We start from the raw sequence: 24,791 nt of genomic DNA on the forward strand, positions 1-24,791 counted from the left end.
TCGCCATGTCTGATATGAAGCATGACGTAGATGCTCTGGAAACTCAAGATTGGTTAGAAGCGCTTGAGTCAGTAGTACGTGAAGAAGGTGTAGAACGCGCGCAGTTCCTACTAGAACAAGTTCTAGATAAGGCTCGCTTAGACGGTGTTGATATGCCTACAGGCATTAACACTAACTACATCAATACCATTCCGGCCGCACAAGAACCAGCTTACCCTGGTGATGTAACGCTTGAGCGTCGTATTCGCTCAATCATCCGCTGGAACGCAATCATGATTGTATTGCGTGCTTCTAAGAAAGACCTAGACCTTGGTGGTCACATGGCTTCTTATCAGTCAGCCGCTGCATTCTACGAAGTTTGCTTCAACCACTTCTTCCGCGCTCCAAATGAGACGGACGGTGGCGATTTGGTTTACTACCAAGGTCATATCTCTCCAGGTATCTACTCTCGTGCATTCGTTGAGGGTCGTCTAACTGAAGAGCAGCTAGACAACTTCCGTCAAGAAGTTGATGGCAAGGGTATCCCTTCTTACCCACACCCTAAGTTGATGCCTGAATTCTGGCAGTTCCCAACAGTATCTATGGGTCTAGGCCCGATCTCTGCTATCTACCAAGCTCGCTTTTTGAAGTACCTTGAAGGCCGTGGTCTAAAAGATACTTCAGCTCAGCGCGTTTACGCATTCCTAGGTGATGGTGAGATGGATGAGCCAGAATCACGCGGCGCAATCTCTTTTGCTGCCCGTGAAAAACTGGACAACCTATGTTTCCTAATCAACTGTAACCTACAGCGTCTAGATGGCCCTGTAATGGGTAACGGCAGCATCATTCAAGAACTAGAAGGCCTATTTAAAGGCGCTGGTTGGAACGTTGTTAAAGTTATTTGGGGTAGCAACTGGGATTCACTACTTGCAAAAGACACCACAGGTAAGCTTCTTCAGCTAATGAACGAAACTATCGACGGTGACTACCAAACATTCAAATCTAAAGATGGCGCGTACGTACGTGAGCACTTCTTTGGTAAATACCCTGAGACTGCAGCACTTGTTGCCGATATGACTGATGACGAAATCTTCGCTCTTAAGCGTGGTGGTCATGATTCATCTAAGCTATTCGCAGCATTCAACAATGCGAAAGAAACTGGCGGCAAGCCAACGGTTATCCTAGCTAAAACCGTTAAAGGTTACGGCATGGGTGATGCAGCAGAAGGCAAGAACATTGCACACGGCGTGAAGAAAATGGACATGACTCATGTTCAACACCTGCGTGACCGTCTAGGCCTAGAAGACATCCTTTCAGATGACAAACTAGCTGAACTTCCTTACCTGAAGCTTGAAGCTGGCACTCCTGAATACGAATACATGCATGCTCGTCGTAACGCTCTACACGGTTACACTCCAGCGCGTCTGCCTAAGTTCACTCAAGAATTCCAAGTACCAGAACTAGAAGAGTTCGCTCCTCTACTGGGTGCTCAGAAGCGTGAAATCTCTACCACTATGGCTTACGTTCGTACACTGAACATCTTGTTGAAGAACAAGAGCGTTGGTAAGAACATCGTTCCTATCATCTGTGACGAAGCACGTACCTTTGGTATGGAAGGTCTATTCCGTCAAATTGGTATCTACAACCCGCACGGTCAAGACTACACGCCTGAAGATAAAGGCATTGTTTCTTACTACAAAGAAGCGACTTCTGGTCAGGTTCTTCAAGAAGGTATCAACGAACTAGGTTCAATGGCGTCTTGGGTTGCTGCAGCAACGTCATACAGCACCAACGATCTACCAATGATCCCGTTCTACATCTACTACTCAATGTTCGGTTTCCAACGTATTGGCGACATGGCATGGCTAGCAGGTGATCAACAAGCTCGTGGCTTCCTACTAGGTGCTACAGCAGGTCGTACAACGCTAAACGGTGAAGGTCTACAGCACGAAGATGGTCACTCGCACATCATGGCGAACACTGTGCCTAACTGTATCTCTTATGACCCAACGTTTGCTTACGAGCTAGCGGTAATCATGCAAGACGGTATCCGTCGCATGTACGGTCCTGAGCAAGAGAACGTTTACTACTACCTAACAGTAATGAACGAGAACTACGCAATGCCAGCAATGCCAGAAGGCGCTGAAGAAGGCATCCGTAAAGGTATCTACAAGCTTGAGTCTTACGCAGGTGACAAGTCTAAAGTTCAGCTAATGAGCTCTGGTACTATCATGAACGAAGCGCGTAAAGCCGCTCAGATCCTAAGCGAAGAGTACGGCGTAGCCTCTGACATCTTCTCTGTAACATCGTTTAACGAACTAACTCGTGACGGTCAAGCAGTAGAACGTGACAACATGCTTCACCCAGAAGCGGAAGAGAAAGTACCGTACATCACAACGGTTCTTGGTAGCGAGCCTGCAATTGCAGTCACTGACTACATGAAGAACTACGCTGAGCAAGTACGTGCATTCATGCCTTCTGAGTCTTACAAGGTTCTTGGTACTGATGGCTTCGGTCGTTCAGACAGCCGTGAAAACTTACGTCGTCACTTCGAAGTTAACGCTGGCTACGTAGTCGTTGCTGCGCTTACTGAACTGGCGAAACGTGGCGATGTTGAGAAGTCAGTAGTTGCAGAAGCAATTGCTAAATTCGGCATCGACGCAGACAAAATTAACCCGCAATACGCATAAGACTTCCATTTATTAAGGGAAATAAACAATGACAATCGAAATTAATGTACCTGATATCGGTGCTGATGAGGTTGAAGTAACTGAGATTCTGGTTAACGTTGGCGACAAGGTTGAAGAAGAACAGTCACTGATCACTGTTGAAGGCGACAAAGCTTCAATGGAAGTACCTGCGTCTCAAGCGGGTATCGTTAAAGAAATCAAAGTATCTGAAGGCGATTCAGTTACCACTGGTTCTCTAATCATGATCTTTGAAGCGGAAGGTGCTGCAGCACCTGCTGCTCCAGCAGTTGAAGCAGCTCCAGTAGCTGCTCCTGTGGGCGGTGCTTCTGAGCTAAAAGAAGTTAACGTGCCAGACATCGGTGGTGACGAAGTAGAAGTTACCGAAATCATGGTTGCAGTTGGCGATACAGTTGAAGAAGAGCAATCTCTTCTTACTGTGGAAGGCGACAAAGCATCTATGGAAGTACCAGCACCATTTGCAGGTACAGTTAAAGAAATCAAAGTAGCTTCAGGTGACTCTGTTTCTACTGGCTCTCTAATCATGGTATTCGAGACGGCCGGGTCTGGCGCAGCGCCTGCAGCTGCGGCAGCTCCAGCAGCTCCAGCAGCACCCGCGGCTCCAGCAGTTGCAGCAGTACAAGAAGTTAACGTACCTGACATCGGTGGTGATGAAGTCGAAGTGACTGAAATCATGGTTTCTGTTGGTGATAGCGTTGAAGAAGAACAGTCACTCATTACTGTAGAAGGCGATAAGGCTTCTATGGAAGTACCAGCACCATTTGCGGGTACGGTTAAAGAAATCAAGATTACTGAAGGCGATTCAGTAACCACTGGTTCTCTAATCATGGTATTTGAGACAGTTGGCGGCGGAGCAGCGGCTCCAGCGGCGGCGGCACCTGCACCAGTAGCGGCAGCAGCAGCACCAGCTCAAGCACCAGCAACTAAAGGCGACTTCCAAGAGAACCACGAGTATGCACACGCATCTCCTGTTGTTCGTCGTCTTGCTCGTGAGTTTGGCGTTAACCTTTCTAAGGTTAAAGGCACAGGCCGTAAGAACCGCATCCTAAAAGATGATGTTCAGAACTTTGTTAAAGACGCACTTAAGCGCCTTGAATCTGGTGCTGGCGCATCAGGCAAAGGTGACGGGAGTGCACTTGGCCTACTACCATGGCCAAAAGTGGACTTCAGCAAGTTTGGTGACACTGAAGTTCAGAAACTGTCTAAGATCAAGAAGATCTCTGGCGCTAACCTGCATCGTAACTGGGTAATGATCCCGCACGTTACACAGTGGGATAACGCAGATATCACTGAGCTTGAGAAGTTCCGTAAAGAGCAAAACGCATTTGAAGCGAAGAAAGACTCTGGTATCAAGATCACTCCACTTGTGTTTATCTTGAAGGCTGTAGCGAAAGCGCTTGAAGAGTTCCCTTCATTCAACTCGTCTCTATCTGAAGATGGCGAAAGCATCATTCTTAAGAAGTACGTGAACGTTGGTATAGCAGTAGATACGCCAAACGGTCTTGTTGTTCCTGTATTTAAGGACGTAAACAAGAAAGGCATCTACGAGTTGTCTGCTGAACTAGCGGCTATCTCTAAGAAGGCACGTTCTGGTAAGCTAACAGCTGCAGATATGCAGGGTGGCTGTTTCACTATCTCAAGCCTAGGTGGCATCGGCGGTACAGCATTCACGCCAATCGTGAATGCACCAGAAGTGGGTATCCTTGGTGTATCTAAGTCTGAGATGAAGCCAGTATGGAACGGCAGTGAGTTTACTCCTCGCCTAATGCTTCCATTATCACTGTCTTATGACCACCGTGTTATCGATGGTGCAGAAGGTGCACGATTCATTACCTTCTTAAACCAATGCCTAAGCGATATCCGTCGTCTGGTAATGTAAAAAATAGAGCAGCTCGCAAGAGCTGCTTTTTGTCGCAAATATTTAACAAAATTGGGCGCGACTTGAGATAAAGTAGCGCCGAATTGTTGTATAGCTCACAGCCTAAATGGAATTAGTTTTCTCTTAGTTTACAAGTTTGTAAACTGGGGTGACGCAAATACCCAATTAGCCTGTTAGGGATAATGACTACAAGAGGTCAAAATGAGCAAAGAAATTAAAGCCCAAGTTGTGGTACTGGGTTCAGGTCCTGCTGGATACTCTGCCGCTTTCCGCTGCGCAGACTTAGGTCTTGAAACTGTACTTGTTGAACGCTACAGCACTCTAGGTGGTGTTTGTCTGAACGTGGGTTGTATCCCATCGAAAGCACTTCTTCACGTTTCTAAAGTTATCGAAGAAGCAAAAGCAATGGCTGAGCACGGTGTTGTATTTGGTGAGCCAACTACAGACATTAGCAAAATCCGTATCTGGAAAGAGAAGGTTGTAGACCAACTGACTGGCGGCCTTAACGGCATGGCTAAGATGCGTAAAGTAACAGTTGTGAACGGTTTTGGTAAATTCACTGGTCCTAACACTATCCAAGTGGAAGGCGAAGAATCAACAACAGTTAGCTTCGACAACGCAATCATTGCAGCGGGTTCTCGCCCAATCAAACTGCCGTTCATCCCGCATGAAGACCCACGTATTTGGGATTCTACGGATGCACTAGAACTGAATGAAGTACCAGAAAAACTGCTTATCATGGGTGGTGGTATCATCGGTCTTGAGATGGGTACGGTATACCACTCTCTAGGTTCTAAAGTTGACGTTGTTGAGATGTTTGATCAAGTGATCCCAGCAGCAGATAAAGACATCGTTAAAGTCTTCACTAAGCGTATCAAAGACAAATTCAAGCTAATGCTTGAAACTAAAGTGACCGCTGTTGAAGCGAAAGAAGACGGTATCTACGTATCAATGGAAGGTAAAAAAGCACCAGCAGAAGCTGAGCGCTATGATGCCGTTCTTGTTGCTATCGGTCGTGTGCCAAATGGTGCACTAATCGACGCTGAAAAAGCGGGTATCGAGGTTGATGAGCGCGGCTTCATCAATGTTGATAAGCAGATGCGTACTAATGTGCCACACATTCACGCTATCGGTGACGTTGTTGGCCAACCAATGCTTGCGCACAAAGGTGTGCATGAAGGTCACGTAGCGGCAGAGGTTATCTCTGGTAAGAAGCACTACTTTGACCCTAAAGTTATTCCTTCAATTGCTTACACTGAGCCAGAAGTGGCGTGGGTTGGTAAGACTGAGAAAGAAGCGAAGGCTGAAGGCATTAACTACGAAGTGTCTACGTTCCCTTGGGCTGCTTCTGGTCGTGCAATCGCATCAGATTGTGCTGACGGCATGACTAAGATGATCTTCGACAAAGATACTCATCGCGTAATCGGTGGTGCTGTTGTGGGTACTAACGGTGGTGAGCTTCTTGGTGAAATCGGTCTAGCTATCGAGATGGGTTGTGATGCGGAAGATATCGCACTGACTATCCATGCTCACCCAACACTACACGAGTCTGTTGGTCTTGCGGCTGAAGTCTTTGAAGGCTCTATCACTGACCTTCCAAACAAGAAAGCAGTGAAGAAGAAGTAATTTCTAATTTGCTGAACAATTAGTTTGAAAATAAAACCCAGCTTTTTAGCTGGGTTTTTTTCGGTTTCAAACATTGTTTGTTACAATGCTCGCCCATTTTAAGCGCAACGACTTTTTGAGCACGTCTTGCCATTCAAACGCAAAATTTTGCGACAGTATGGCAACAGGTGGCTATAGTTGATGCGAGTCCAGTAAACGAGAGAACAGTATGAAACATACCGTAGAAGTGATGATCTCTGAACAAGAGGTTCAAGAGCGAGTACAACAGCTTGGTGCATCGATCAATGAGCACTATAAAGACAGTGAAGAGTTAGTTATGGTAGGACTTCTACGTGGCTCGTTTGTGTTTATGGCTGACTTATCTCGCGCAGTTACGGTAAACCACAGCGTTGACTTCATGACGGCGTCTAGCTATGGCAACACCATGGAAAGCTCTCGTGACGTACGTATCTTGAAAGACCTTGATGATGACATCAAAGGCAAAGATGTGTTGCTGGTGGAAGACATCATTGATACGGGCAACACGCTAAGCAAGGTATGTGAAATCCTATCTATCCGTGAGCCTAACTCGATTCAAATCGCGACTCTGCTTGATAAGCCTTCTCGCCGAGAAGTTAAGGTAGATGTGAAGTGGATTGGCTTTGAGATCCCTGATGAGTTTGTGGTTGGTGTAGGCATCGACTACGCGCAAAAATATCGTAACCTGCCATACATTGGCAAAGTGGTACCGTTATAATTAACGCAAGCTAGATAGAAAAATACCCGCATATAGCGGGTATTTGTTTAATTGGGGCTCGTGATTAATCCTGCTTTAGGATCTTCGCCATAGCGACGGGGAAGTTTGCTTCTAGCGTTTCTTTGCTTGAGCAACGCACGCCTAAGTCTTCTAGTTTGCCATCACCGATACCGTATACGACGCCATGTATCTCAACTTCTTGGCCTCGTTCCCATGCGGATTGCATGATGGTCGAGTTTCCTAGGTTGTATACTTGTCCTGCAACGTTGATTTCACAAAGCTTATTTGAACGTTCTTCTTTTGAAAGAGGGTCGAGAAACTCGCGATGTTTTAGGTAGAGGTCGCGGATATGTAGCAACCAGTTATTGATAAGACCTAGCTTAGGGTTATCGATAGAGGCATCAACACCTCCACAACCGTAGTGACCACAAATAATAATATGCTTAACTTGTAATACATCGACAGCATATTGAACCACAGATAGGCAATTTAAGTCGGTATGTATTACTTGGTTTGCTACATTTCGGTGAACAAATAGTTCTCCAGAATAAAGCCCAGTTAGACGCTCGGCTGGAACTCGGCTATCTGAGCATCCTATCCATAGAAAGTCAGGGTTCTGTCCTTGTGCTAATTCAGTAAAGTACTCAGGCTCATCAGCTTTACGAGATTGAGACCATCTGGAATTATTCTCAAATAACTGTTTAATTTCTGGCATTTAAATCCCCTTTATTACATCGACATACTATACACCGTGCAACCGGTAGGATCTGCAAAAATTACTGTACGTTTCACTCATCTGATGTGTATTGATCGCCATTAATCAATGACTTATAGCAATGAACTGAATCCATCATATGTTATACAAACAAGTGCTCAATAAAGCTGTTAATTATTTTCGTTCATTTGTTAGTATACGGTTTCTTCATGGTTGCTTTTATGGATGATTATGCAGTTGTTTGAACGGTTTAAGGATGTTCATCTCAAAGGAGATGTTTTTGGTGGTGTGACTACGGCGATCATTTCGCTGCCATTGGCGTTAGCATTTGGTGTCGCGTCAGGTGCTGGAGCTGAAGCCGGTCTTTGGGGCGCCATAATGGTGGGGTTATTTGCCTCTTTATTTGGTGGTTCATCGACATTGATATCAGAGCCAACTGGGCCAATGACTGTAATTATGACCGCCGTCTTGACTGGAATGATGGCAAAGTACCCCGATACAGGGTTAGCCATGACCTTCACCGTTGTTATGATGGCTGGCGCTTTTCAAATACTGCTAGGAACGCTGAAGTTAGGTAAGTACGTTACTTTGATGCCTTATAGTGTGGTTTCAGGGTTTATGTCTGGAATTGGGGTTATTCTCATTATATTGCAGCTTGGGCCAATTTTAGGGCAAGCGGCTCCTATGGGTGGTGTCTTAGGAACAATCAAATCATTGCCTGGGTTAATAGCTCAAGTAGATTTCAAGGAACTGTTCTTAGGCCTCTTAACGTTGGCAATACTCTTTTTCCTGCCCAAAAAATACAGACAACATGTACCCCCTCAATTGATAGCTTTAGTGGCCGTCACGATTTTGTCTATCTTGATTTTTGATAGCGAGTCTATTCGTCGTATTGGTGAAATTCCTGCCGGGTTGCCCAGTATTGTGCTACCTCATTTCAATGCTGACATCATTACTACCATGGTGATTGATGCTTTGGTATTAGGAACTCTAGGTTGTATTGATACTTTGCTTACCGCTGTGATTGGAGATTCACTAACCCGTAAAGAGCATGACTCGGATAAAGAACTTCGAGGCCAAGGGTTAGCTAACTTAATCGCAGGTTTATTTGGTGCTTTACCGGGTGCCGGAGCAACTATGGGTACAGTAACAAATATTCAGGTTGGCGCTCGCTCACCCCTATCCGGCGTTGTTCGTGCTTTGGTGCTTGCTCTCGTGGTTTTAGTTGCCAGTGATCTCACTGAACCTATACCGATGGCGGTATTAGCGGGAATCGCGGTTTATGTTGGATTTAACATCCTTGATTGGAGTTTTATTCAACGGGCTCATAAAGTCAGTTTGCCAGGCATGGCGATAATGTATGGAGTGATGCTCCTAACTGTATTTGTGGACCTAATTGCAGCAGTAGGCTTAGGAGTCTTTATCTCTAATATCATCATTATTGAACGGTTGAGCCGCGAACAAGCAAGACAAGTTAAAGCGATCAGTGATGCTGATGATGACGATGTACCACTGACTAATGAACAAAGAGGTTTGCTAGAAAAAGCGCAAGGTAAGGTTTTGTTTTTCTATTTGTCCGGGCCGATGATATTTAGTGTATCTAAGGCGATATCTCGACAACACAGTAGCATCTCCGATTATGAAGCTATGATCTTAGATCTTACCGATGTGCCCATGATAGATGTTACCGTAGGGCTAGCTTTAGAGAACGCAATCAAAGATGCAAAAGAAGCGAATTGCCTTGTATATTTGCTTTGTCCTAACCAACAGACTCGACAGCAACTTGATAAATTTCATGTGATTGATTTGGTGTTGGAGGGCAACATATATAGTCACAGGGAAGATGCGTTAGAAGCTGCTTATCAAGCAACAGTTCAATAATTTCACTGATAGTGAAACGCGAGTAAGCACTTGCCATTCTCGCGTTTCCATTCGTAGTCGTTTTTCATCGACTTATCTATTAAATGCAATCTGCACAATAACTAGATTCAAGCCGGACCTTGAAATTTAATGACTTGAGCATCATCTATAGTAGCATCTGCGTATACATAACCCACTCGGTAGAGAGCATGCTCGCATTAGATATAAAAGATTTACGTAAAACGTATAAAGGGGGCTTTGAAGCCTTAAAGGGAGTTTCTCTGCAAGTCAAAAAGGGCGACTTTTATGCTCTACTAGGCCCTAACGGGGCAGGGAAGTCCACGACCATTGGTGTTATCTCATCTTTGGTCAATAAAACCTCTGGTTCGGTTACTGTGTTCGGTCATGATATCGACAAAGACCTTGAACTCGCAAAACAGAATTTGGGTTTAGTACCTCAAGAATTCAACTTCAACATGTTCGAGACGGTTGAGCAAATTGTACTGCAGCAAGCAGGCTACTACGGCGTATCGCGCGCCGATGCAAAAGAGAGAGCGAAGAAGTACCTCTCTCAGCTTGAATTGTGGGATAAGCGCAGTGACAGAGCGAGAACATTATCAGGGGGCATGAAGCGTCGCTTAATGATAGCTCGCGCTCTGATGCATGAGCCTAAGTTACTTATTCTTGATGAGCCTACTGCGGGTGTTGATATCGAGTTAAGGCGCTCTATGTGGGAGTTCTTGCAGAAGATCAATAAAGAAGGCATCACTATTATCCTAACCACTCACTACCTCGAAGAAGCTGAGATGTTGTGCCGTAATATCGGCATCATTAATCGCGGTGAGTTGATCGAAGACACCAGTATGAAGAGCCTGCTCAATAAATTGCAGGTGGAAACCTTTATTCTAGATCTTGAGGAAGGGGTACAGCCTCAGCCGCTGAATGATGTAGTGAGCCAGCACCTAGTGAACGGCTCCCTTGAGATTGAATTAAAGAAAGAGCAGGGGCTGAACCATGTTTTTTCACAGCTAACGGATGCAGGCGTGAAGGTACTTTCTATGCGCAATAAGGCCAACCGTCTTGAAGAGCTATTTGTCACTATCGTGAGAGATCAAACCGAGGAACAGCAGTAATGTATGGCGTATATTGGACGGCTTTTAAGAGTCTACTAGGCAAAGAAATTAATCGCTTTATGCGTATTTGGGTACAAACCCTTGTGCCACCTGCGATTACCATGACACTGTATTTCATTATCTTCGGCAACTTGATTGGTTCTCGCATCGGACAGATGAATGGCTTTAGCTACATGGAATACATTGTCCCTGGCCTAATCATGATGAGCGTAATTACCAACTCCTACTCCAATGTAGCTTCATCATTTTTTAGCTCTAAGTTTCAGAAGAACATTGAGGAGTTGTTAGTGGCTCCGGTGCCTACCTATGTGATTATCTCAGGATATGTTATGGGTGGCGTGGTTCGCGGGCTCCTAGTGGGCACCATCGTGACCTTTGTATCCCTGTTCTTTGTTGATCTGCAGGTTCAGCATTGGGGCGTTATCATCGCGACTGTGTTTATGACTTCTGTAGTCTTTGCTCTTGGTGGCCTGATCAATGCGGTGTTTGCCGGTACCTTTGATGATATCTCGATCATCCCTACCTTCATCTTGACACCTTTGACCTACCTCGGTGGTGTGTTTTATTCCATCAGCTTATTGCCTGAATTCTGGCAGGGCGTGTCTAAGATCAACCCAATCGTCTACATGGTGAATGCATTCCGTTATGGTTTCTTGGGTGTGTCTGATGTGGATATCGTCAGCTCGTTCACTGTCCTAACGCTATTTGTGGTTATCTTGTTTGCTGTGGCTTATCGACTTGTCGATAAAGGCATTGGATTAAGAAGCTAGCAAAACAAAAAGGGAGCCAATTAGGCTCCCTTTTTAGTGACTGGGCTGAATTAACTCAGTTCAACAAGCTTGTTGTCGATAAGTCTTACCGCGCCAAGAAAGGCTGCAACGAGTACAACGGCTTCTTCGGTCGAGGAGGTGACCTCTTCGAGTGTATGAGCATCACGAATAAACAACTCATCTGGCTTCATTCCAGCCTCAGTAATGGCTTGCTCACCAAATGCGATAACAGCTTTTGCATCCGTAGGATCCAGTAAAATCCTATCAGCCATTTCAAGCATGATTTTCGCCAGAGCTGGCGCGACCTTGCGCTCGTCTGTGGTTAATCGGTTATTGCGCGAACTCATAGCAAGGCCATCTTGCTCACGTACCGTAGATACAGGAACAATATTGATATCCATTGCTAGGTCTTCAACCATTTGACGAATTACCGCCACTTGCTGAAAGTCTTTTTCTCCAAAACACGCAACGTCAGGGCTTACTAGGTTGAATAGCTTAGTCACGATAGTGGCGACACCGCGAAAGTGACCTGGACGCGAAGCGCCTTCGAGCATGCTTGATAATAGAGGTACTTCGACAAAGGTCTGCTTGTCCAATCCCTTTGGATACATGATCTCAGGCGTTGGAGTAAAGACTAAGTCAGTACCTAGCTCTTTCAGAAAAGCAAGGTCTTGCTCCATCGTTCTTGGGTAGTTTTGCAAGTCATCAGGATTGCCAAACTGCATTGGGTTAACAAAAATGCTGACCACAACAACATCGGCAATCTGTTGTGCTTTACGAACCAGAGTGAGGTGCCCTTGATGAAGGTTGCCCATCGTAGGCACAAAGCCAATGGTTTTGCCGTCACGCTTATAGCTACGAATCTGCTCGCGAAGCTGAGTCGTGTTTTCAATCGTAAGCATGTTAACTCCTAGGCGATGGTGTGGTCTGGGCCTGGGAATGCACCGCTTTCAACATCTGAGATGTATTTTGCTACCGCGCTGCGCATGTCACCGGTTTCAGCTAGGAAGTTCTTTGAGAACTTAGGCATGTAGTTAGCCGAAATACCGAACATATCGTGCATAACGAGAATTTGGCCATCCGTTACATTACCAGTACCAATACCAATAACAGGAACGTTCAAGGCGTTAGTGATACGCTCTGCAAGCTCTGCCGGGATACATTCTAATAAGATAATTTGTGCACCTGCGGCTTGAAGCTCTAGTGCATCTTTCACCATCTGGTCAGCTTGCTCTTGCTCACGACCTTGAACCTTGAAGCCACCAAAGATATTCACTGATTGTGGCGTTAATCCTAAGTGAGCACATACTGGTACTGCACGTTCTGTCAACATGCGCACTGTTTCAGCTAGCCAAGAGCCGCCTTCCAGTTTGACCATGTTGGCACCCGCTTGCATCAGTTTTGCCGCTTCTAAGCAGGCTTGCTGAGGCGTTGCGTAACTCATGAATGGCATATCCGCCATAAGTAGACAGTTTGGGCTACCCGCTCTAACGCAGCGCGTGTGATAGGCTACCTCTTCAACGGTAACAGGAAGTGTATCCGGTTTGCCCTGAAGCACCATTCCTAAAGAGTCGCCGACCAATAGGACTGGCATCTCTTGTTGTTCGAATAGTTGAGCAAAGCTTGCGTCATAAGCGGTTGAAGAGGCGAATTTACGACCCTCTTCTTTAAGCTTCATTAGCGTATTGATGGTTACTTTTTTCATTTCTAGGCCTTTTACGGGAAGCTGGACTTAGTTTCGGTCCCACACTTGCAACCCATTTCTGTCTACAGACTCAATCAGTTGGCTCAGTGCACTTCCGTCGGGAAGTATTAAATTAGGTTCAATTTCTAGAAGAGGATAAAGCACAAACTCTCGTTCTCGCATACCGTAGTGAGGTACCACTAAGCGTGGCTGGTCGATGGTCTCATCGCCGTAAAGGATAATATCGAGGTCAAGAGTTCGAGGTCCCCAGCGCTCCTCTTTGCGCACGCGCCCCTGCTCATTCTCTATCTTCTGAGTGTTATCGAGAAGCTCTAGAGGCTGTAGTTCAGTTTCTATTTTAACGACAGCGTTAATGTAATCGGGCTGATTTTGAGGACCCATAGGCGTGCTGCTATACAGCGATGACGCCTGAATAACACGGCTGCGAGGAAGATCTCTAAGGCTTTCTATCGCTTGTTTTGCTTGAGCGACAGGATCACCAAGATTGCTTCCTACTGCAATATACGCATTAATCATGAATTAGTTTTCTTCGGCTTTTTCTTTGCAGGGCGACGGCGACGTGCGCTACCTGATTTACCACCACTCGCAAGATCATTCACCATAGCTTGGCGCATGTTTCGACCAGAGTGCTGGAAGGTATGCCACCACTGAGCGAGTTTTTGCGTATCGCCTTGTTCAACTTCGCCACGCATCTCAAGGAAGTCGAATCCGGCGCGGAATTTGTTCAACTCAAGCAGGCGGAAGGCTCTCTTACCCGAGCGGCGCTCTAGGCGAGACTGCAGTTGCCATACTTCTCTAATGGTTGCGGTATGGCGACGTGGGATTGCCGTGCTGCGAACTTGTTCATCAAGAATATGGTTGCCAGCAACCATCATGGCATCGTATTCGCTCATGCCTTGCTCTGCCATAAGGCGCGCAGCATAGGCTTCTAGCGGGTACCACAACATAGCCGCAAACATGAAGGCTGGATTGACCCGCTTGCCTTCAGCAATGCGTTGGTCTGTTGATTCCAGTACCAGCTCAATCATGAGCTCAGCCTTTGAATTTTCTTCTTCGGTAAATAGCTCTGCCACTTGTGGGAACAAGTGCTCAAACAAACCAAACTCACGCAGCAGGTCATAGGTATCTAAACCGTGGCCGGATTGAAGTAACTTGAGAGATTCTTCATACAGACGTGCCGCAGGAATACCCTGAAGCAAAGGCGCAAGATAGTTGATTGGATTGGCAGTTTCAAAGCTGATATCCATGTCTAACTTAGACGCAAAACGAATCGCACGAAGCATACGCACAGGGTCTTCGCGATAGCGAACCTCTGCATCACCGATAAGGCGAACCATACCTTCGTTTAAGTCCTGCATGCCATTGGCATAGTCATGGATAGAGTAATCGGCAATGTTGTAATACATTGCGTTGATAGTGAAATCGCGACGCTCAGCATCTTCGTCTATGCTGCCGTAAACGTTATCACGCAGCAGCATGCCTTCATCAGATTGAACCGCAGTTTGTTTCTCAGGCTCTTGATGATGGCCACGAAAAGTTGCCACTTCAATAATGTCTCGGCCAAATATGATGTGTGCCAGTCTAAAGCGGCGGCCAATCAAGCGGCAGTTACGAAACAGTTGTTTGATTTGCTCTGGGGTCGCATTGGTGGCGATATCAAAGTCTTTGGGCGATTTATCTAAAAGAAGGTCGCGAACGCCACCGCCTACTAAAAACGCATCGTATCCAGCTTTTTGTAATCGATACAATACCTTGAGTGCATTCTCACTGATATGCTCTCTTGAGATATTGTGTTTGTCTCTTGGGTAGATAGTAAGGTCTATTTTCCCAACTGAGTTATTGGTATCGAAATCAGATGTCATCGAGTATGTCGGTTTCTTTTTTAGTAGGAACGAGAGCGCAATAACTAGTGTTGCACTCAATAAAGGTTTGGTCTGAATCAGCTTCAAATCCGCGCATATAATAGCCTAGCTGACGCGATTTGAGAACAAGGTTGTGATTTGAGTCGCTTCTGGAAGCTGAGTTAAGTGCCAATGCTCAATTCCCCAGGCGATGATTTCATCAATTTTGGCGCTATCCATACCTTCAGGCAGAGAAAAACCTAAAAATTGCATTGCCTCAAGCAAGGTCGGAATAGGGTTATCTAGGCTAATACCCTCGGCATGGTTTTGCTTAGAGAGCTTGGCGCCATTTTCAGTGACCGCTAGTGGTAAGTGCAAATACTGTATGGGTGTTTTTCCAAGGGTGTTATACAAACCAATTTGTCGCCCCGTGGGTTCGATGAGATCGGCGCCACGCACTATTTCAGTCACACCTTGTTCAATATCGTCAATCACCACAGCAAGGTTATACGCGTATAAGCCGTCACGACGCTTAATGATAAAGTCTTCTTCGGCAATGGCTTGAGGTATAGCAATTCGCCCATGCTTGAGGTCGTAAAATTCTGTGATTGGGGTATCAACCTTAATACGAACCGCGCAGCCTTCAGCTTGAAGGTGCTTATCTCTACAGTGACCAAGATAATACCCGCCATCGGCTTTTATCTGCTTGCGAGTGCATTGGCAATAGTAGGCTTCTTGCTGCGTGAGCCACTCTTCTATCTGTGATTGATAAATGGGATGTCGTTGGCTTTGATACACGACCTCGCCATCCCAGAAGAGATGATAGGCTTCTAGGGTTTTTAGAATAAGATCAGCGGCACCTGGCATTTCTCTTGGTGGATCAAGGTCTTCCATACGGACTAACCAGGTTCCGTGTTGGCTTTTAGCTTGGAAATAGCTACCCAGTGCGGCGACTAGTGAGCCGAAATGCAAAGGGCCAGAAGGGGAGGGGGCGAAACGTCCAACGTAATCCATACAAACACTTATGACTGAAAAAGGGAGCCTAGGCTCCCTTTAGTTTAAACTATTGCTTTGTTGGCGTTAGCCTTGCATCTGCTTTTCTTTAAGCTCAGCTAGCGTTTTGCAATCAATGCAAAGGTCTGCTGTTGGGCGAGCTTCTAGACGGCGAATGCCAATTTCAACACCACAAGAGTCACAGAAGCCGAATTCGTCTTCTTCGATCTTGTTTAGAGTTTTCTCGATCTTTTTGATCAAGCGACGCTCTCGGTCACGGTTACGTAACTCTAAGCTGAACTCTTCTTCCTGAGACGCACGGTCTACAGGGTCTGGGAAGTTTGCCGCTTCGTCTTGCATGTGTACAACTGTACGTTCTACTTCTTCACGCAATTGGTCGCGCCAAGCTCCTAAAATTTTTGTAAAGTGAGCCATCTGCTCTGGTGACATGTATTCTTCACCAGCTTTTTCTTGGTACGGCTCAACACCTGCTATGGCTAGAATACCTAGCGCTTTTTTCTTAGATTCTGGCATACCGCATCTCCTAATAACCTTATTAAACCACTAAGTGGCTTAATTTAAGGCGGGTATCTATAGCAAAAAGTCCTTGTTTTAGCAACGAGTCTGTTAATTACATTTCTAGATGTACGAATAACTGTGAACAATTCGTCATTTTACAGCCCGTAAAATGGCAACTTGTGAGAGATCTTCATCTGATCAACCGATAGAACTGCATTGTAACAAAGTACTTCAACACCGGCTTTTTGCGCTTGTTTAAGTAAAGTTGAATAATGCTCATCAATATGGGTTGCAGGGGACACCTTTTCAATACCCGAATGTAAAACAATAAACAAAAGTACGGCTCTTTGCCCTGATTCTGTTATCTCGATCAACTCTCTAAGGTGTTTTTGTCCTCGAGTCGTTACTGCATCTGGAAATTGTCCCAAGCCTTCATCATTAGAAAGTAAGGTGACGCTCTTTACTTCAATATAGCAGTCGGCTTTATCCGTTGAGCGTAATAAAACATCAATACGACTATTCTCTGAGCCATATTTCTGTTCGGTTTTGAGCTCTTCATAGCCAGACAGTTCCTTGATAGCGCCTTCTTTTATGCCTTCAATAGCCAGTGCATTGGCGCGTAGGGTATTAACGCATATACGATGTCCCGCTAGTGTCTCTGTTAACTCCCAACTATTGGGATATTTACGTTTAGGGTTATCAGAGGTAGAGAACCACACCCTATTGCCCGGCTCGGCGCATCCTGTCATTGCCCCAGTATTAGCACAATGGATAGTGAGCTCAGAACCGTCATCTAATGAAAGGTCGGCAAGAAAGCGCTTATAACGCTTGATTAAAGTGCCACTTTGTAAAGCAGGAGAAAATTCCATTTCTAAATCATTTGGGTAGAATTGACCAAGGACACATCATGGCATAGGCCCTTCTCTTGACTCAAGCACTATCCAATCTGCCTATCGGCGCAATTTTAGAGGATATTACCGCCTCTCTTAAGCTCAACTCTCAGCTGATTATTCAAGCGCCCCCTGGCGCAGGCAAATCGACCTTTTTGCCATTGCAGTTGCTCCTGGACCCACAATGGCAGGGCAAGATAATTATGCTTGAGCCAAGAAGACTCGCGGCGAAGAGTATTGCCACTTTTATTGCAAAACAGCTTGGCGAGCCAGTCGGTCAGCGAGTGGGTTATCGAATCCGTGGTGAGAGCAAAACCAGTGCTTCTACTCGGCTTGAAATAGTCACTGAGGGCGTCCTTACTCGCATGATTCAATCTGATCCAGAGCTGAGTGACGTTGAACTTCTGCTATTTGATGAGTTTCACGAAAGGAGTATCCATGCTGATCTCGGCTTAGCCTTGGCACTTGAGGTGCAGCAAGTATTCAATGAACAGCTTAAGATCATTGTGATGTCGGCGACGCTCGATCAAGCTGGTCTGCACTCCATTATGCCTGATGCGGCGATTCACACCTCACAAGGACGAGGCTACCCTATTGAACAGCGATACGCCCCGCTTAAGCCAAATCAAAATCTCATCGCGCATATTTGTCAGCAAAGCATCAAAGCGATAAACGAAGAGGCAGGCTCGATTCTTGTTTTCTTACCCAGTGTTGGCCTCATCAATGCTTGCTTGGAATCCCTGAGCAATGAGCTATCACAGGTTAACGGACTCAAGGTACTTCCCTTGCATGGTGGCTTGGATTTTGCCGCTCAACAGCAGGCCATACAGCCGTGCAGTAAGGGCGAAAGAAAGGTGGTATTAACCACCAATATTGCAGAAACCTCGCTGACTATTGAGGGAGTAAGGATCGTTATTGATTCAGGTCTTGAGAACCGCGCGAGCTTTGACTTGAGTAGTGGTATTACTCGCCTTGAACAAAAATGGATATCACAATCATCTGCCATCCAACGTGCAGGACGTGCAGGGCGAACAGAGCCTGGGGTTTGCGTAAGGCTTTTTTCTGAATCTCAATTCAATCAAAATCCATCGCACACCACGCCAGAGATATTACGCTCTGATTTAGCACCTCTGATGCTTGAAGCGGTGCTGTGGGGAAGTAGCGACCTTACGGTGCTGCAATGTGTTGACCAACCGTCACCCGCTGCGATAAATGCTGCTAGTGATTTATTGCAACGCCTAACCTTACTTACTTCTGACTTAACCCTGACTCAGCAAGGGAGACGAACTCTACAATTAGGTGTAGAACCTCGTTTGGGCGCCATGCTTTCACGCGCGCCTGATGCGCTTTTTGATACCGCCTTGGTGACCTCAGCAGTATTGGAAGAGCCGCTGAGAAATAGTGATGATATCGCATTTCAAGTTGCCCTGTTTGCACAGAGGAAGCACCCTAAGCAAGGCGTGCTAAAAAGAAGAGTAGAGAGTTTAGCATCAAGGTGTCATCGTAAGTTTTCAGTTGCCTCGATACAGACAGACCAGGTAGGCGTGTGCCTAAGTTTTGCTTATCCTGATCGTCTCGGGCAGCGACGCTCTTTAAGCGGTAATCAGTACCAACTTGCCTCCGGTCATGGCGCGTTTGTGGATGAGAATAGCCGCTTATCTAGCGATGAGTACTTAGCGGTTGCCAACCTGCAAAAGGGGCGTCAGTCGGCCAGTCGCATATTAGCCGCCGCAAGCATTAGCTTGTCTGAGCTTGAGACTTACCATCGTCTTGAAGAAGAGGACGTGGTGCAATGGAGTAATGAAAAGCAGGCTATGCTTGCCGAGCATCAAACTCGAATCGGTCAGTTGGTGATCAAGCGTAAACCTATTTCACCCTCTGAGATATCGCCTCAGGTGTTGGCGAAAGGGCTACTGAATTACATTGTTAAAAAGGGCTTGCAGATACTGCCTTGGAGCAAGGATTCTGAGGCGCTACGAAGTCGCGTTAACTGCGCAATGGCTTGGCTTCCTGAGAAAGAGTGGCCAGATTGGAGCGAGCAAGGGCTATTAAATAACTTAGAGAGCTGGTTATTACCCTACCTTGATAATGTTCGCTCGGTAAAAGCCCTACAACGCTTGAATATGCTGGATATTCTTAATGCTGAATTAGGCTGGCCTTTAAACCAAGAAATTAATACCTTACTGCCTAAGGCTTTAAAGGTGCCTTCTGGTTCGACAAAAGCGATTCACTACAGTGAGGGGCAAAACCCTAAGCTATCGGTCAAGCTTCAAGAAATGTTTGGTGAGCCTCAGTCGCCAACGGTGGCGCAAGGTAGAGTTAAGGTGACACTTGAATTACTCTCTCCTGCGCAAAGGCCATTGCAGGTCACTCAAGACCTCGCCGGTTTCTGGAATGGAGCCTATAAAGAGGTGCAAAAAGAGATGAAGGGTCGCTATCCTAAGCACCCGTGGCCAGATGACCCTGCCTCACACCAAGCCACCAGTAAAACGAAACGTCATCTTAAGTAACCTCAGATAGGGGCCATAAACCTCAATGCTGAGTCATTAAATAATAAATGGAATCATAGCGTGCCAGAGAAACGGACTCCGCCAAAAAGTCGTCAGGTGAAGAAGCCACAAGCCAAAAAGACACCGGCAAAAAAAGCAGCCCCGAGAAAGCCTGCTTCAAAGAACAGCAAAGCCAATAAAAAGGCTCCTCGCTCCTGGCTAAAGAAGCTTTGGGGCATTACCTGGAAGCTTGGGCTTACCGGGTTTGCAGTGCTTGCCTTTGTAATGATCTATCTGAATACGATAGTAGAGCGCCGCTTTGATGGGCAGCTGTTCGACCTGCCTACCGTCGTCTATGCGCGTATATTAAACCTCGCTCCAGGTACCGAGATCACCCACTCTCAGATGCTAAAAGAGTTGGATGTTTTACATTATCGTAAGGTACGCAATCCTAAATTCCCTGGGGAGTATTCCGCCTCTAGCACTAAGATAGAGCTCATTCGTCGCCCGTTTGAGTTTCAGGATGGCCCAGAGGCTGAGCGTCATGTCATGCTCCATTTTGATAGCTCAAGCGTTACCAAGATTGAATCGGTAGAGAAGAAAGCACAGTTGGGCTTTTTACGCCTTGAGCCGAAGATGCTCGGTATGCTGGAAAAAGATGTCACGGAGCAGCGACTGTTTGTAAAACGACAGGACTATCCAGAGTTTTTGATTGACGCCCTGTTAACCACGGAAGATCGCGACTTTTATCAGCATGATGGTGTCTCACTTACCGCAATCGCACGCGCTTTTGTGGTAAACCTTAAAGCTGGGCGTGCGGTGCAAGGTGGCAGTACTTTGACGCAGCAGCTAAGCAAGAATCTATTTTTGACCAGAGAAAAGACCCTAGTACGTAAGGTGCGCGAGGCCTTAATCGCTCTCATTATCGACCATCGCTATGACAAAGACCGAATCCTAGAAGCGTACCTGAATGAGGTCTATCTTGGACAAAGTGCCGGTGAGGCAATACACGGCTTTGGCTTAGCGGCTCGTTTCTACTTTGGGCAACCTATCCAAGAGCTGCGCATTGACCAAATGGCCATGCTGGTTGGATTGGTAAAGGGACCATCGTATTACAACCCTATTCGTAATCCAGAGCGCGCCAAAGATCGCAGAGATTTGATCCTTAAACTCTTGTTTGAACAAGGGACGCTTGATTCCGATCAGTACCAACAAGCGGTCAGCAGAGATCTGGATCTGCAAAAGACACCACAGATTGCCAGCAGGCAGCCCGCTTATTTCCAACAGCTTAAGAACGAGCTAAATGAGTATGTTGGTGAAGACTTTCAGCAACATGCAGGGCTGCGCTTATTTACCACCTTAGACCCTGTGTCTCAGTCAATGCTGGAAAAAGCCGTGACAGAAACCCTGCCAAGGCTGGAGAAAGGCAAGCCAGAACAACTAGAAGCAGCAGCCATTGCCGTGGACAGACAAACGGGTGAAATTCGCGCCATGGTCGGCGGCAGGCGCACTGGCTATGATGGATTTAACCGTGCATTGAATGCTTCTCGTCAGATCGGCTCTTTGGTTAAGCCTGCGGTTTATTTAGATGCGTTGATGCAGCCGGATAAGTATCGATTGGCGAGCACTTTAGTGGATGAGCCTATCTCACTCAAAGGAAATAAGGGAAGTAACTGGACACCAAGAAACTTTGATAGAAAGTTTCGAGGTAACGTACCGCTCTATCGCTCACTGGCTCAGTCCTTGAATGTACCCACAGTGCAACTGGGTATGACGCTGGGTATTAGAAACGTGCAACAAACCATTGAAAAACTCGGGGTAGGTGAAGATGAGGTTCGTCCTCTGCCTTCGATGTTCCTTGGGGCATTTTCGTTAACGCCTTATCAAGTGGCGCAGATGTATCAATCATTAACTAATTCTGGGCGAAAAGTGCCATTGAGCGCTCTGCGAGTGGTGAAGAATCAAGATGATGAGGTTCTTTATCAATCCTTTCCTCGTGCTCAGCAGGTAGTGCCTGAGCAAGCCGCTTGGCTTACCACCTTTGCGATGAAGAAGGTAGTAACTGAGGGATCGGGGCGCTATCTCTCTGCTAATTATTCTCGCTATGCGCTCGCGGGTAAAACCGGCACCAGTAATGATGGGCGTGACAGTTGGTTTGTTGGCGTGGATGGCAGAGAAGTGGTGACTCTTTGGGTTGGACGTGATGATAACCAACAAGCGTATTTGACGGGCTCTTCGGGCGCTTTGCGAGTGTATGCCGACTACCTAAAACATCGAGAGCCTGAGGTGCTTAGTCTGCCTTGGCCAAAAGGCATTCGTACACTGGGATACCGTAAATTGGACGATGGTAGCCTAGCAGTAGATTGCAGCAGCGACTTCAAACTCCCTGTTTGGGATGAGAGTGGTTTGGCGCTCGAGGAGTGTGAATCTAACGCAAAGCCTTGGTTTAAAAAAATATTACCTTGGTAGGGCCAATGATTTGTCACAAAGTGTGTTAGATTTAAAGGTATTCTAGTAAACGGATTTATAGGAATATCAATTGCTTCGTAACACATTCCTTGTCGGCATATGTGCAGTTTTTGCTTTTACTGTACAGGCGCAATCTGCATCCACAGCAGAGTCTAAACAAGTTAAATCAAATTCCAGACCTACCATTGGCGTAGTGCTCGCTGGTGGCGGGGCAAAAGGTGCTGCTCACATAGGGGTGCTTAAAGCCCTTGAAGAGATGCGAATTCCTGTTGATATCATCACCGGCACTAGTATGGGTTCGTACGTTGGCGGGCTCTATGCTACCGGGCAAAGTGCCGATCAAATCAAAGGTTACCTAACGACAGTTGACTGGAACTCGGGTTATCGCGACCAAGTAAACCGCTCGGATCGTCGCCTACGCGACAAAGAATACGAAGATCGCTACCAGATTAATACCGACCTAGGTGTTGGTATGGGCACCATCAAAACCCCAAAAGGCGTTGTGCAAGGGCAGGGCATGCTGCGTATCTTGCGTGAAACGTCTCGCAACCCTCCTGCAATGGATTCCTTTGATAATATGGCGATACGCTACCGCGCGGTGGCAACCGATATCGTCGAGCTTGAAGAAGTGGTCATTGATAAAGGCTATCTGGTGGATGCCATGATGGCGTCTATGTCTGTGCCGGGCGCACTGCCTCCCTATGAAGTCAACGGGAGAATGTTGGTCGATGGTGGCGTAGTGAATAACATGCCTGTCGATCTCGCTAAGGATATGGGAGCGGACTACGTTATAGCCGTCGATATCTCGAGTAATTACAAAAGCAAAGAAGAGCTGAGAAGCTTTTTGGATGTGGGTGGGCAGCTTTCTAACTACTTAGTGCAACGCGGCACGTTAGAAAAAGCCGAATTACTGACAGCAGATGATACCTATTTGAAACCAAAGGTAGGTGAAATAGGTACGACTGATTTTAGCGCTATGCCCGAGGCTTATGAGTTGGGGTATGAAGCTGCGATGGCCAATCGCGAAAAGCTACAGCGCTACTCGCTTACCGAGGAAGAGTACGCAGCGTATACCAGAAGCAAAGATCTTAAGGCTGACCTTTTGATCATGGGAGATGAGATTCCTATTGAAGCGATTGAAGTGCAAAATCAGAGTCATTACAACCCTGAGATTTTGAGCCATCGTCTAGACCTTTCCACTGATGAACAGCCTACCCCAGAAGAGATTGAAGAGGGGATCACTCGTCTCTATGCCTTGGATCGCTTCGAGAAAATCACCTACCGCGTAGAACAAAGAGAGCACGAAAATGCCATAGTAGTCAGTGTTGATGAAAAGGATTGGGGCCCTAATTATCTGAATTTTAGATTCTATCTTGAAGATGATTTTACAACAGAGAGTCAATACGGACTGGGTGCGTCTATCAACTTTACTGACATCAGTCGGCAAGGTGCAGAGCTGAGAACCAACGTTGAATTAGGTACTGACAAGCTAGTCTCTGCGGATCTCTATGCGCCATTTTTTGCTAACCAACTGTTATTTAACACATTAACGGTCAAATACACTGATGAAGGTCGTAATGTTGCTTTAGCATCCATTACTGGAGATATCGATGATCTGTCAAAAACAACGGACTATATCCCTGTAAGTTATAGGCAGTTTGTGGCGGATTTAGGTATTGGTTTGCAGCCTGCATTGTGGAATGAGATTAAGGTTGGTTTTCGATACACCAACGGTGAGGCAGAACTGTCTACGCTGCCATCGGTGGGTAACTCTAAATTTGAAAGAAAGGCTCTATATGCAAGGTATCTGCACGATACGTTAGATAGCTTATCTTTTCCAACGCGAGGTTCGTTTGTGTATCTAGAGTACATTAGCTCATTTGACTCTGTAGAAGATCAGGGGGCAACCACAGAAGAAGATGAAAGGGTGGATGAATATAAGGTTGATTTAGTGGGGGCTGCCACCTTTTTCGAAAAGCACTCTTTGGTGGCAACGGCAGAGCTCGGTTTGTTTGATGCAAACAATTCAGGAGCCGTACCCATTGATCCTTATGATTTAGGGGGCTTTCAAAATCTTTCGGGTATTCCACGAAACAGCTTGATAGGACAAAACAAGGCCTTTACTAAGTTGGTTTATCGCTATCAGTGGTTTGAGAATGACTTCGGTATGTTCCAATCTCCCGTTTATTTAGGCGGTTCGGTTGAATATGGTGGTGTGTGGACGGGTCCTGAGAAAGATATTGGCGATGCGCCTATGTTCGTTGCAGGCTCATTATTTGCTGGAATAGATTCACCTGTCGGGCCGATTATTCTTGGCTATGGTCAAACTGAAGATGGTATGGCTGCGGTGTATTTGATTATGGGCACCGCCTTTAAATAACGCCTCTGGAGGCATTTTCAGACACAATTTGTAAAAAATTTCATCCTAAGTTGCTATGTTGGTCAAAATGGCGAGATTTTAATTTAAGGTTAATTTTGA

The 24,791-nt window shown here is 46.2% G+C and carries 18 protein-coding genes; 10 read left to right on the forward strand and 8 right to left on the reverse strand.

The features are described 5' to 3' along the window. The first annotated feature begins 5 nt into the window (after positions 1 to 5). From aceE to hpt, 4 genes are all read left to right on the forward strand, one after another. Positions 6 to 2,669, forward strand: a complete 2,664-nt coding sequence (gene aceE / locus OCU35_RS02590) for a pyruvate dehydrogenase (acetyl-transferring), homodimeric type (protein WP_065210201.1) — start codon at positions 6 to 8, stop codon at positions 2,667 to 2,669. Between the two features lie 28 nt (positions 2,670 to 2,697). Next, positions 2,698 to 4,566, forward strand: coding sequence for a pyruvate dehydrogenase complex dihydrolipoyllysine-residue acetyltransferase (aceF, locus tag OCU35_RS02595; RefSeq protein ID WP_261825599.1), 1,869 nt, complete (start codon positions 2,698 to 2,700; stop codon positions 4,564 to 4,566). 201 nt (positions 4,567 to 4,767) lie between these two features. Then, positions 4,768 to 6,192, forward strand: a complete 1,425-nt coding sequence (lpdA, locus tag OCU35_RS02600; protein WP_017028406.1) for a dihydrolipoyl dehydrogenase — start codon at positions 4,768 to 4,770, stop codon at positions 6,190 to 6,192. Between the two features lie 208 nt (positions 6,193 to 6,400). Then, positions 6,401 to 6,928 carry a hypoxanthine phosphoribosyltransferase gene (hpt, locus tag OCU35_RS02605; protein WP_017028405.1) on the forward strand — a complete coding sequence of 176 codons (528 nt, stop codon included), beginning with the start codon at positions 6,401 to 6,403 and terminating at the stop codon, positions 6,926 to 6,928. A gap of 64 nt (positions 6,929 to 6,992) precedes the next feature. Here the strand turns inward: hpt and can are convergent, their stop codons facing one another. After that, positions 6,993 to 7,643: a carbonate dehydratase gene (gene can, locus OCU35_RS02610; protein ID WP_261825600.1), complete on the reverse strand. Its 651-nt coding sequence runs from the start codon at positions 7,641 to 7,643 to the stop codon at positions 6,993 to 6,995. Between the two features lie 231 nt (positions 7,644 to 7,874). On the opposite strand from can, the gene OCU35_RS02615 reads away from it, so the two are divergent. From OCU35_RS02615 to OCU35_RS02625, 3 genes are all read left to right on the forward strand, one after another. Further along, positions 7,875 to 9,524 carry a SulP family inorganic anion transporter gene (locus tag OCU35_RS02615; RefSeq protein WP_261825601.1) on the forward strand — a complete coding sequence of 550 codons (1,650 nt, stop codon included), beginning with the start codon at positions 7,875 to 7,877 and terminating at the stop codon, positions 9,522 to 9,524. A 188-nt stretch (positions 9,525 to 9,712) separates the two neighbouring features. Next, entirely contained in the window at positions 9,713 to 10,636 is a 924-nt protein-coding gene (locus OCU35_RS02620; RefSeq protein WP_102380742.1) for an ABC transporter ATP-binding protein, read from the forward strand. Further along, positions 10,636 to 11,406 carry an ABC transporter permease gene (locus OCU35_RS02625; protein ID WP_017028402.1) on the forward strand — a complete coding sequence of 257 codons (771 nt, stop codon included), beginning with the start codon at positions 10,636 to 10,638 and terminating at the stop codon, positions 11,404 to 11,406. Before OCU35_RS02620 ends, OCU35_RS02625 begins: the two co-directional genes overlap by 1 nt. Positions 11,407 to 11,456: 50 nt before the next feature. Here the strand turns inward: OCU35_RS02625 and panC are convergent, their stop codons facing one another. The 7 genes from panC to sfsA form a co-directional block, all read right to left on the reverse strand. After that, entirely contained in the window at positions 11,457 to 12,308 is an 852-nt protein-coding gene (gene panC / locus OCU35_RS02630) for a pantoate--beta-alanine ligase (protein ID WP_261825602.1), read from the reverse strand. A gap of 8 nt (positions 12,309 to 12,316) precedes the next feature. Beyond that, positions 12,317 to 13,111 (reverse strand): 3-methyl-2-oxobutanoate hydroxymethyltransferase, encoded by a 795-nt coding sequence (gene panB / locus OCU35_RS02635; protein WP_065210198.1) that lies wholly within the window; start codon positions 13,109 to 13,111, stop codon positions 12,317 to 12,319. A 27-nt stretch (positions 13,112 to 13,138) separates the two neighbouring features. Next, on the reverse strand, positions 13,139 to 13,627 hold the full coding sequence (gene folK / locus OCU35_RS02640) for a 2-amino-4-hydroxy-6-hydroxymethyldihydropteridine diphosphokinase (protein ID WP_017028399.1): 489 nt from the start codon (positions 13,625 to 13,627) through the stop codon (positions 13,139 to 13,141). Beyond that, positions 13,624 to 14,973, reverse strand: coding sequence for a polynucleotide adenylyltransferase PcnB (gene pcnB, locus OCU35_RS02645; protein ID WP_017028398.1), 1,350 nt, complete (start codon positions 14,971 to 14,973; stop codon positions 13,624 to 13,626). The genes folK and pcnB overlap by 4 nt, the downstream gene beginning before the upstream one ends. Positions 14,974 to 15,078: 105 nt before the next feature. Continuing rightward, on the reverse strand, positions 15,079 to 15,966 hold the full coding sequence (gene gluQRS / locus OCU35_RS02650) for a tRNA glutamyl-Q(34) synthetase GluQRS (protein WP_261825603.1): 888 nt from the start codon (positions 15,964 to 15,966) through the stop codon (positions 15,079 to 15,081). A gap of 66 nt (positions 15,967 to 16,032) precedes the next feature. Further along, the gene (gene dksA, locus OCU35_RS02655) at positions 16,033 to 16,479 is read right to left on the reverse strand and encodes an RNA polymerase-binding protein DksA (protein WP_017028396.1); all 447 of its coding nucleotides are present in this window, start codon (positions 16,477 to 16,479) and stop codon (positions 16,033 to 16,035) included. Positions 16,480 to 16,619: 140 nt separating this feature from the next. Continuing rightward, a complete protein-coding gene (gene sfsA, locus OCU35_RS02660) occupies positions 16,620 to 17,333 on the reverse strand; it encodes a DNA/RNA nuclease SfsA (protein ID WP_102322169.1) in 714 nt (237 codons plus the stop codon). Between the two features lie 56 nt (positions 17,334 to 17,389). On the opposite strand from sfsA, the gene hrpB reads away from it, so the two are divergent. From hrpB to OCU35_RS02675, 3 genes are all read left to right on the forward strand, one after another. Further along, complete coding sequence (hrpB, locus tag OCU35_RS02665) at positions 17,390 to 19,864, forward strand: ATP-dependent helicase HrpB (protein ID WP_261825604.1); 2,475 nt, start codon at positions 17,390 to 17,392, stop codon at positions 19,862 to 19,864. A gap of 60 nt (positions 19,865 to 19,924) precedes the next feature. Beyond that, positions 19,925 to 22,312 (forward strand): penicillin-binding protein 1B, encoded by a 2,388-nt coding sequence (gene mrcB / locus OCU35_RS02670; RefSeq protein ID WP_102328536.1) that lies wholly within the window; start codon positions 19,925 to 19,927, stop codon positions 22,310 to 22,312. A gap of 70 nt (positions 22,313 to 22,382) precedes the next feature. Beyond that, positions 22,383 to 24,692 (forward strand): patatin-like phospholipase family protein, encoded by a 2,310-nt coding sequence (locus OCU35_RS02675; protein WP_261825605.1) that lies wholly within the window; start codon positions 22,383 to 22,385, stop codon positions 24,690 to 24,692. The last annotated feature ends 99 nt before the right edge of the window (positions 24,693 to 24,791 follow it).

It is taken from the genome of Vibrio breoganii (assembly GCF_024346795.1).
Taxonomy (GTDB): Bacteria; Pseudomonadota; Gammaproteobacteria; order Enterobacterales; family Vibrionaceae; genus Vibrio; species Vibrio breoganii.

Coding starts and splice junctions, on each gene's coding strand:
- folK (WP_017028399.1), bottom strand. CDS start 13,627: ATGATTAATGCGTATATTGCAGTAGGAAGCAATCTTGGTGATCCTGTC.
- panB (WP_065210198.1), bottom strand. CDS start 13,111: ATGAAAAAAGTAACCATCAATACGCTAATGAAGCTTAAAGAAGAGGGT.
- gluQRS (WP_261825603.1), bottom strand. CDS start 15,966: ATGGATTACGTTGGACGTTTCGCCCCCTCCCCTTCTGGCCCTTTGCAT.
- OCU35_RS02615 (WP_261825601.1), top strand. CDS start 7,875: ATGCAGTTGTTTGAACGGTTTAAGGATGTTCATCTCAAAGGAGATGTT.
- can (WP_261825600.1), bottom strand. CDS start 7,643: ATGCCAGAAATTAAACAGTTATTTGAGAATAATTCCAGATGGTCTCAA.
- lpdA (WP_017028406.1), top strand. CDS start 4,768: ATGAGCAAAGAAATTAAAGCCCAAGTTGTGGTACTGGGTTCAGGTCCT.
- OCU35_RS02620 (WP_102380742.1), top strand. CDS start 9,713: ATGCTCGCATTAGATATAAAAGATTTACGTAAAACGTATAAAGGGGGC.
- aceF (WP_261825599.1), top strand. CDS start 2,698: ATGACAATCGAAATTAATGTACCTGATATCGGTGCTGATGAGGTTGAA.
- OCU35_RS02625 (WP_017028402.1), top strand. CDS start 10,636: ATGTATGGCGTATATTGGACGGCTTTTAAGAGTCTACTAGGCAAAGAA.
- panC (WP_261825602.1), bottom strand. CDS start 12,308: ATGCTTACGATTGAAAACACGACTCAGCTTCGCGAGCAGATTCGTAGC.
- pcnB (WP_017028398.1), bottom strand. CDS start 14,973: ATGACATCTGATTTCGATACCAATAACTCAGTTGGGAAAATAGACCTT.
- dksA (WP_017028396.1), bottom strand. CDS start 16,479: ATGCCAGAATCTAAGAAAAAAGCGCTAGGTATTCTAGCCATAGCAGGT.
- hpt (WP_017028405.1), top strand. CDS start 6,401: ATGAAACATACCGTAGAAGTGATGATCTCTGAACAAGAGGTTCAAGAG.
- sfsA (WP_102322169.1), bottom strand. CDS start 17,333: ATGGAATTTTCTCCTGCTTTACAAAGTGGCACTTTAATCAAGCGTTAT.
- aceE (WP_065210201.1), top strand. CDS start 6: ATGTCTGATATGAAGCATGACGTAGATGCTCTGGAAACTCAAGATTGG.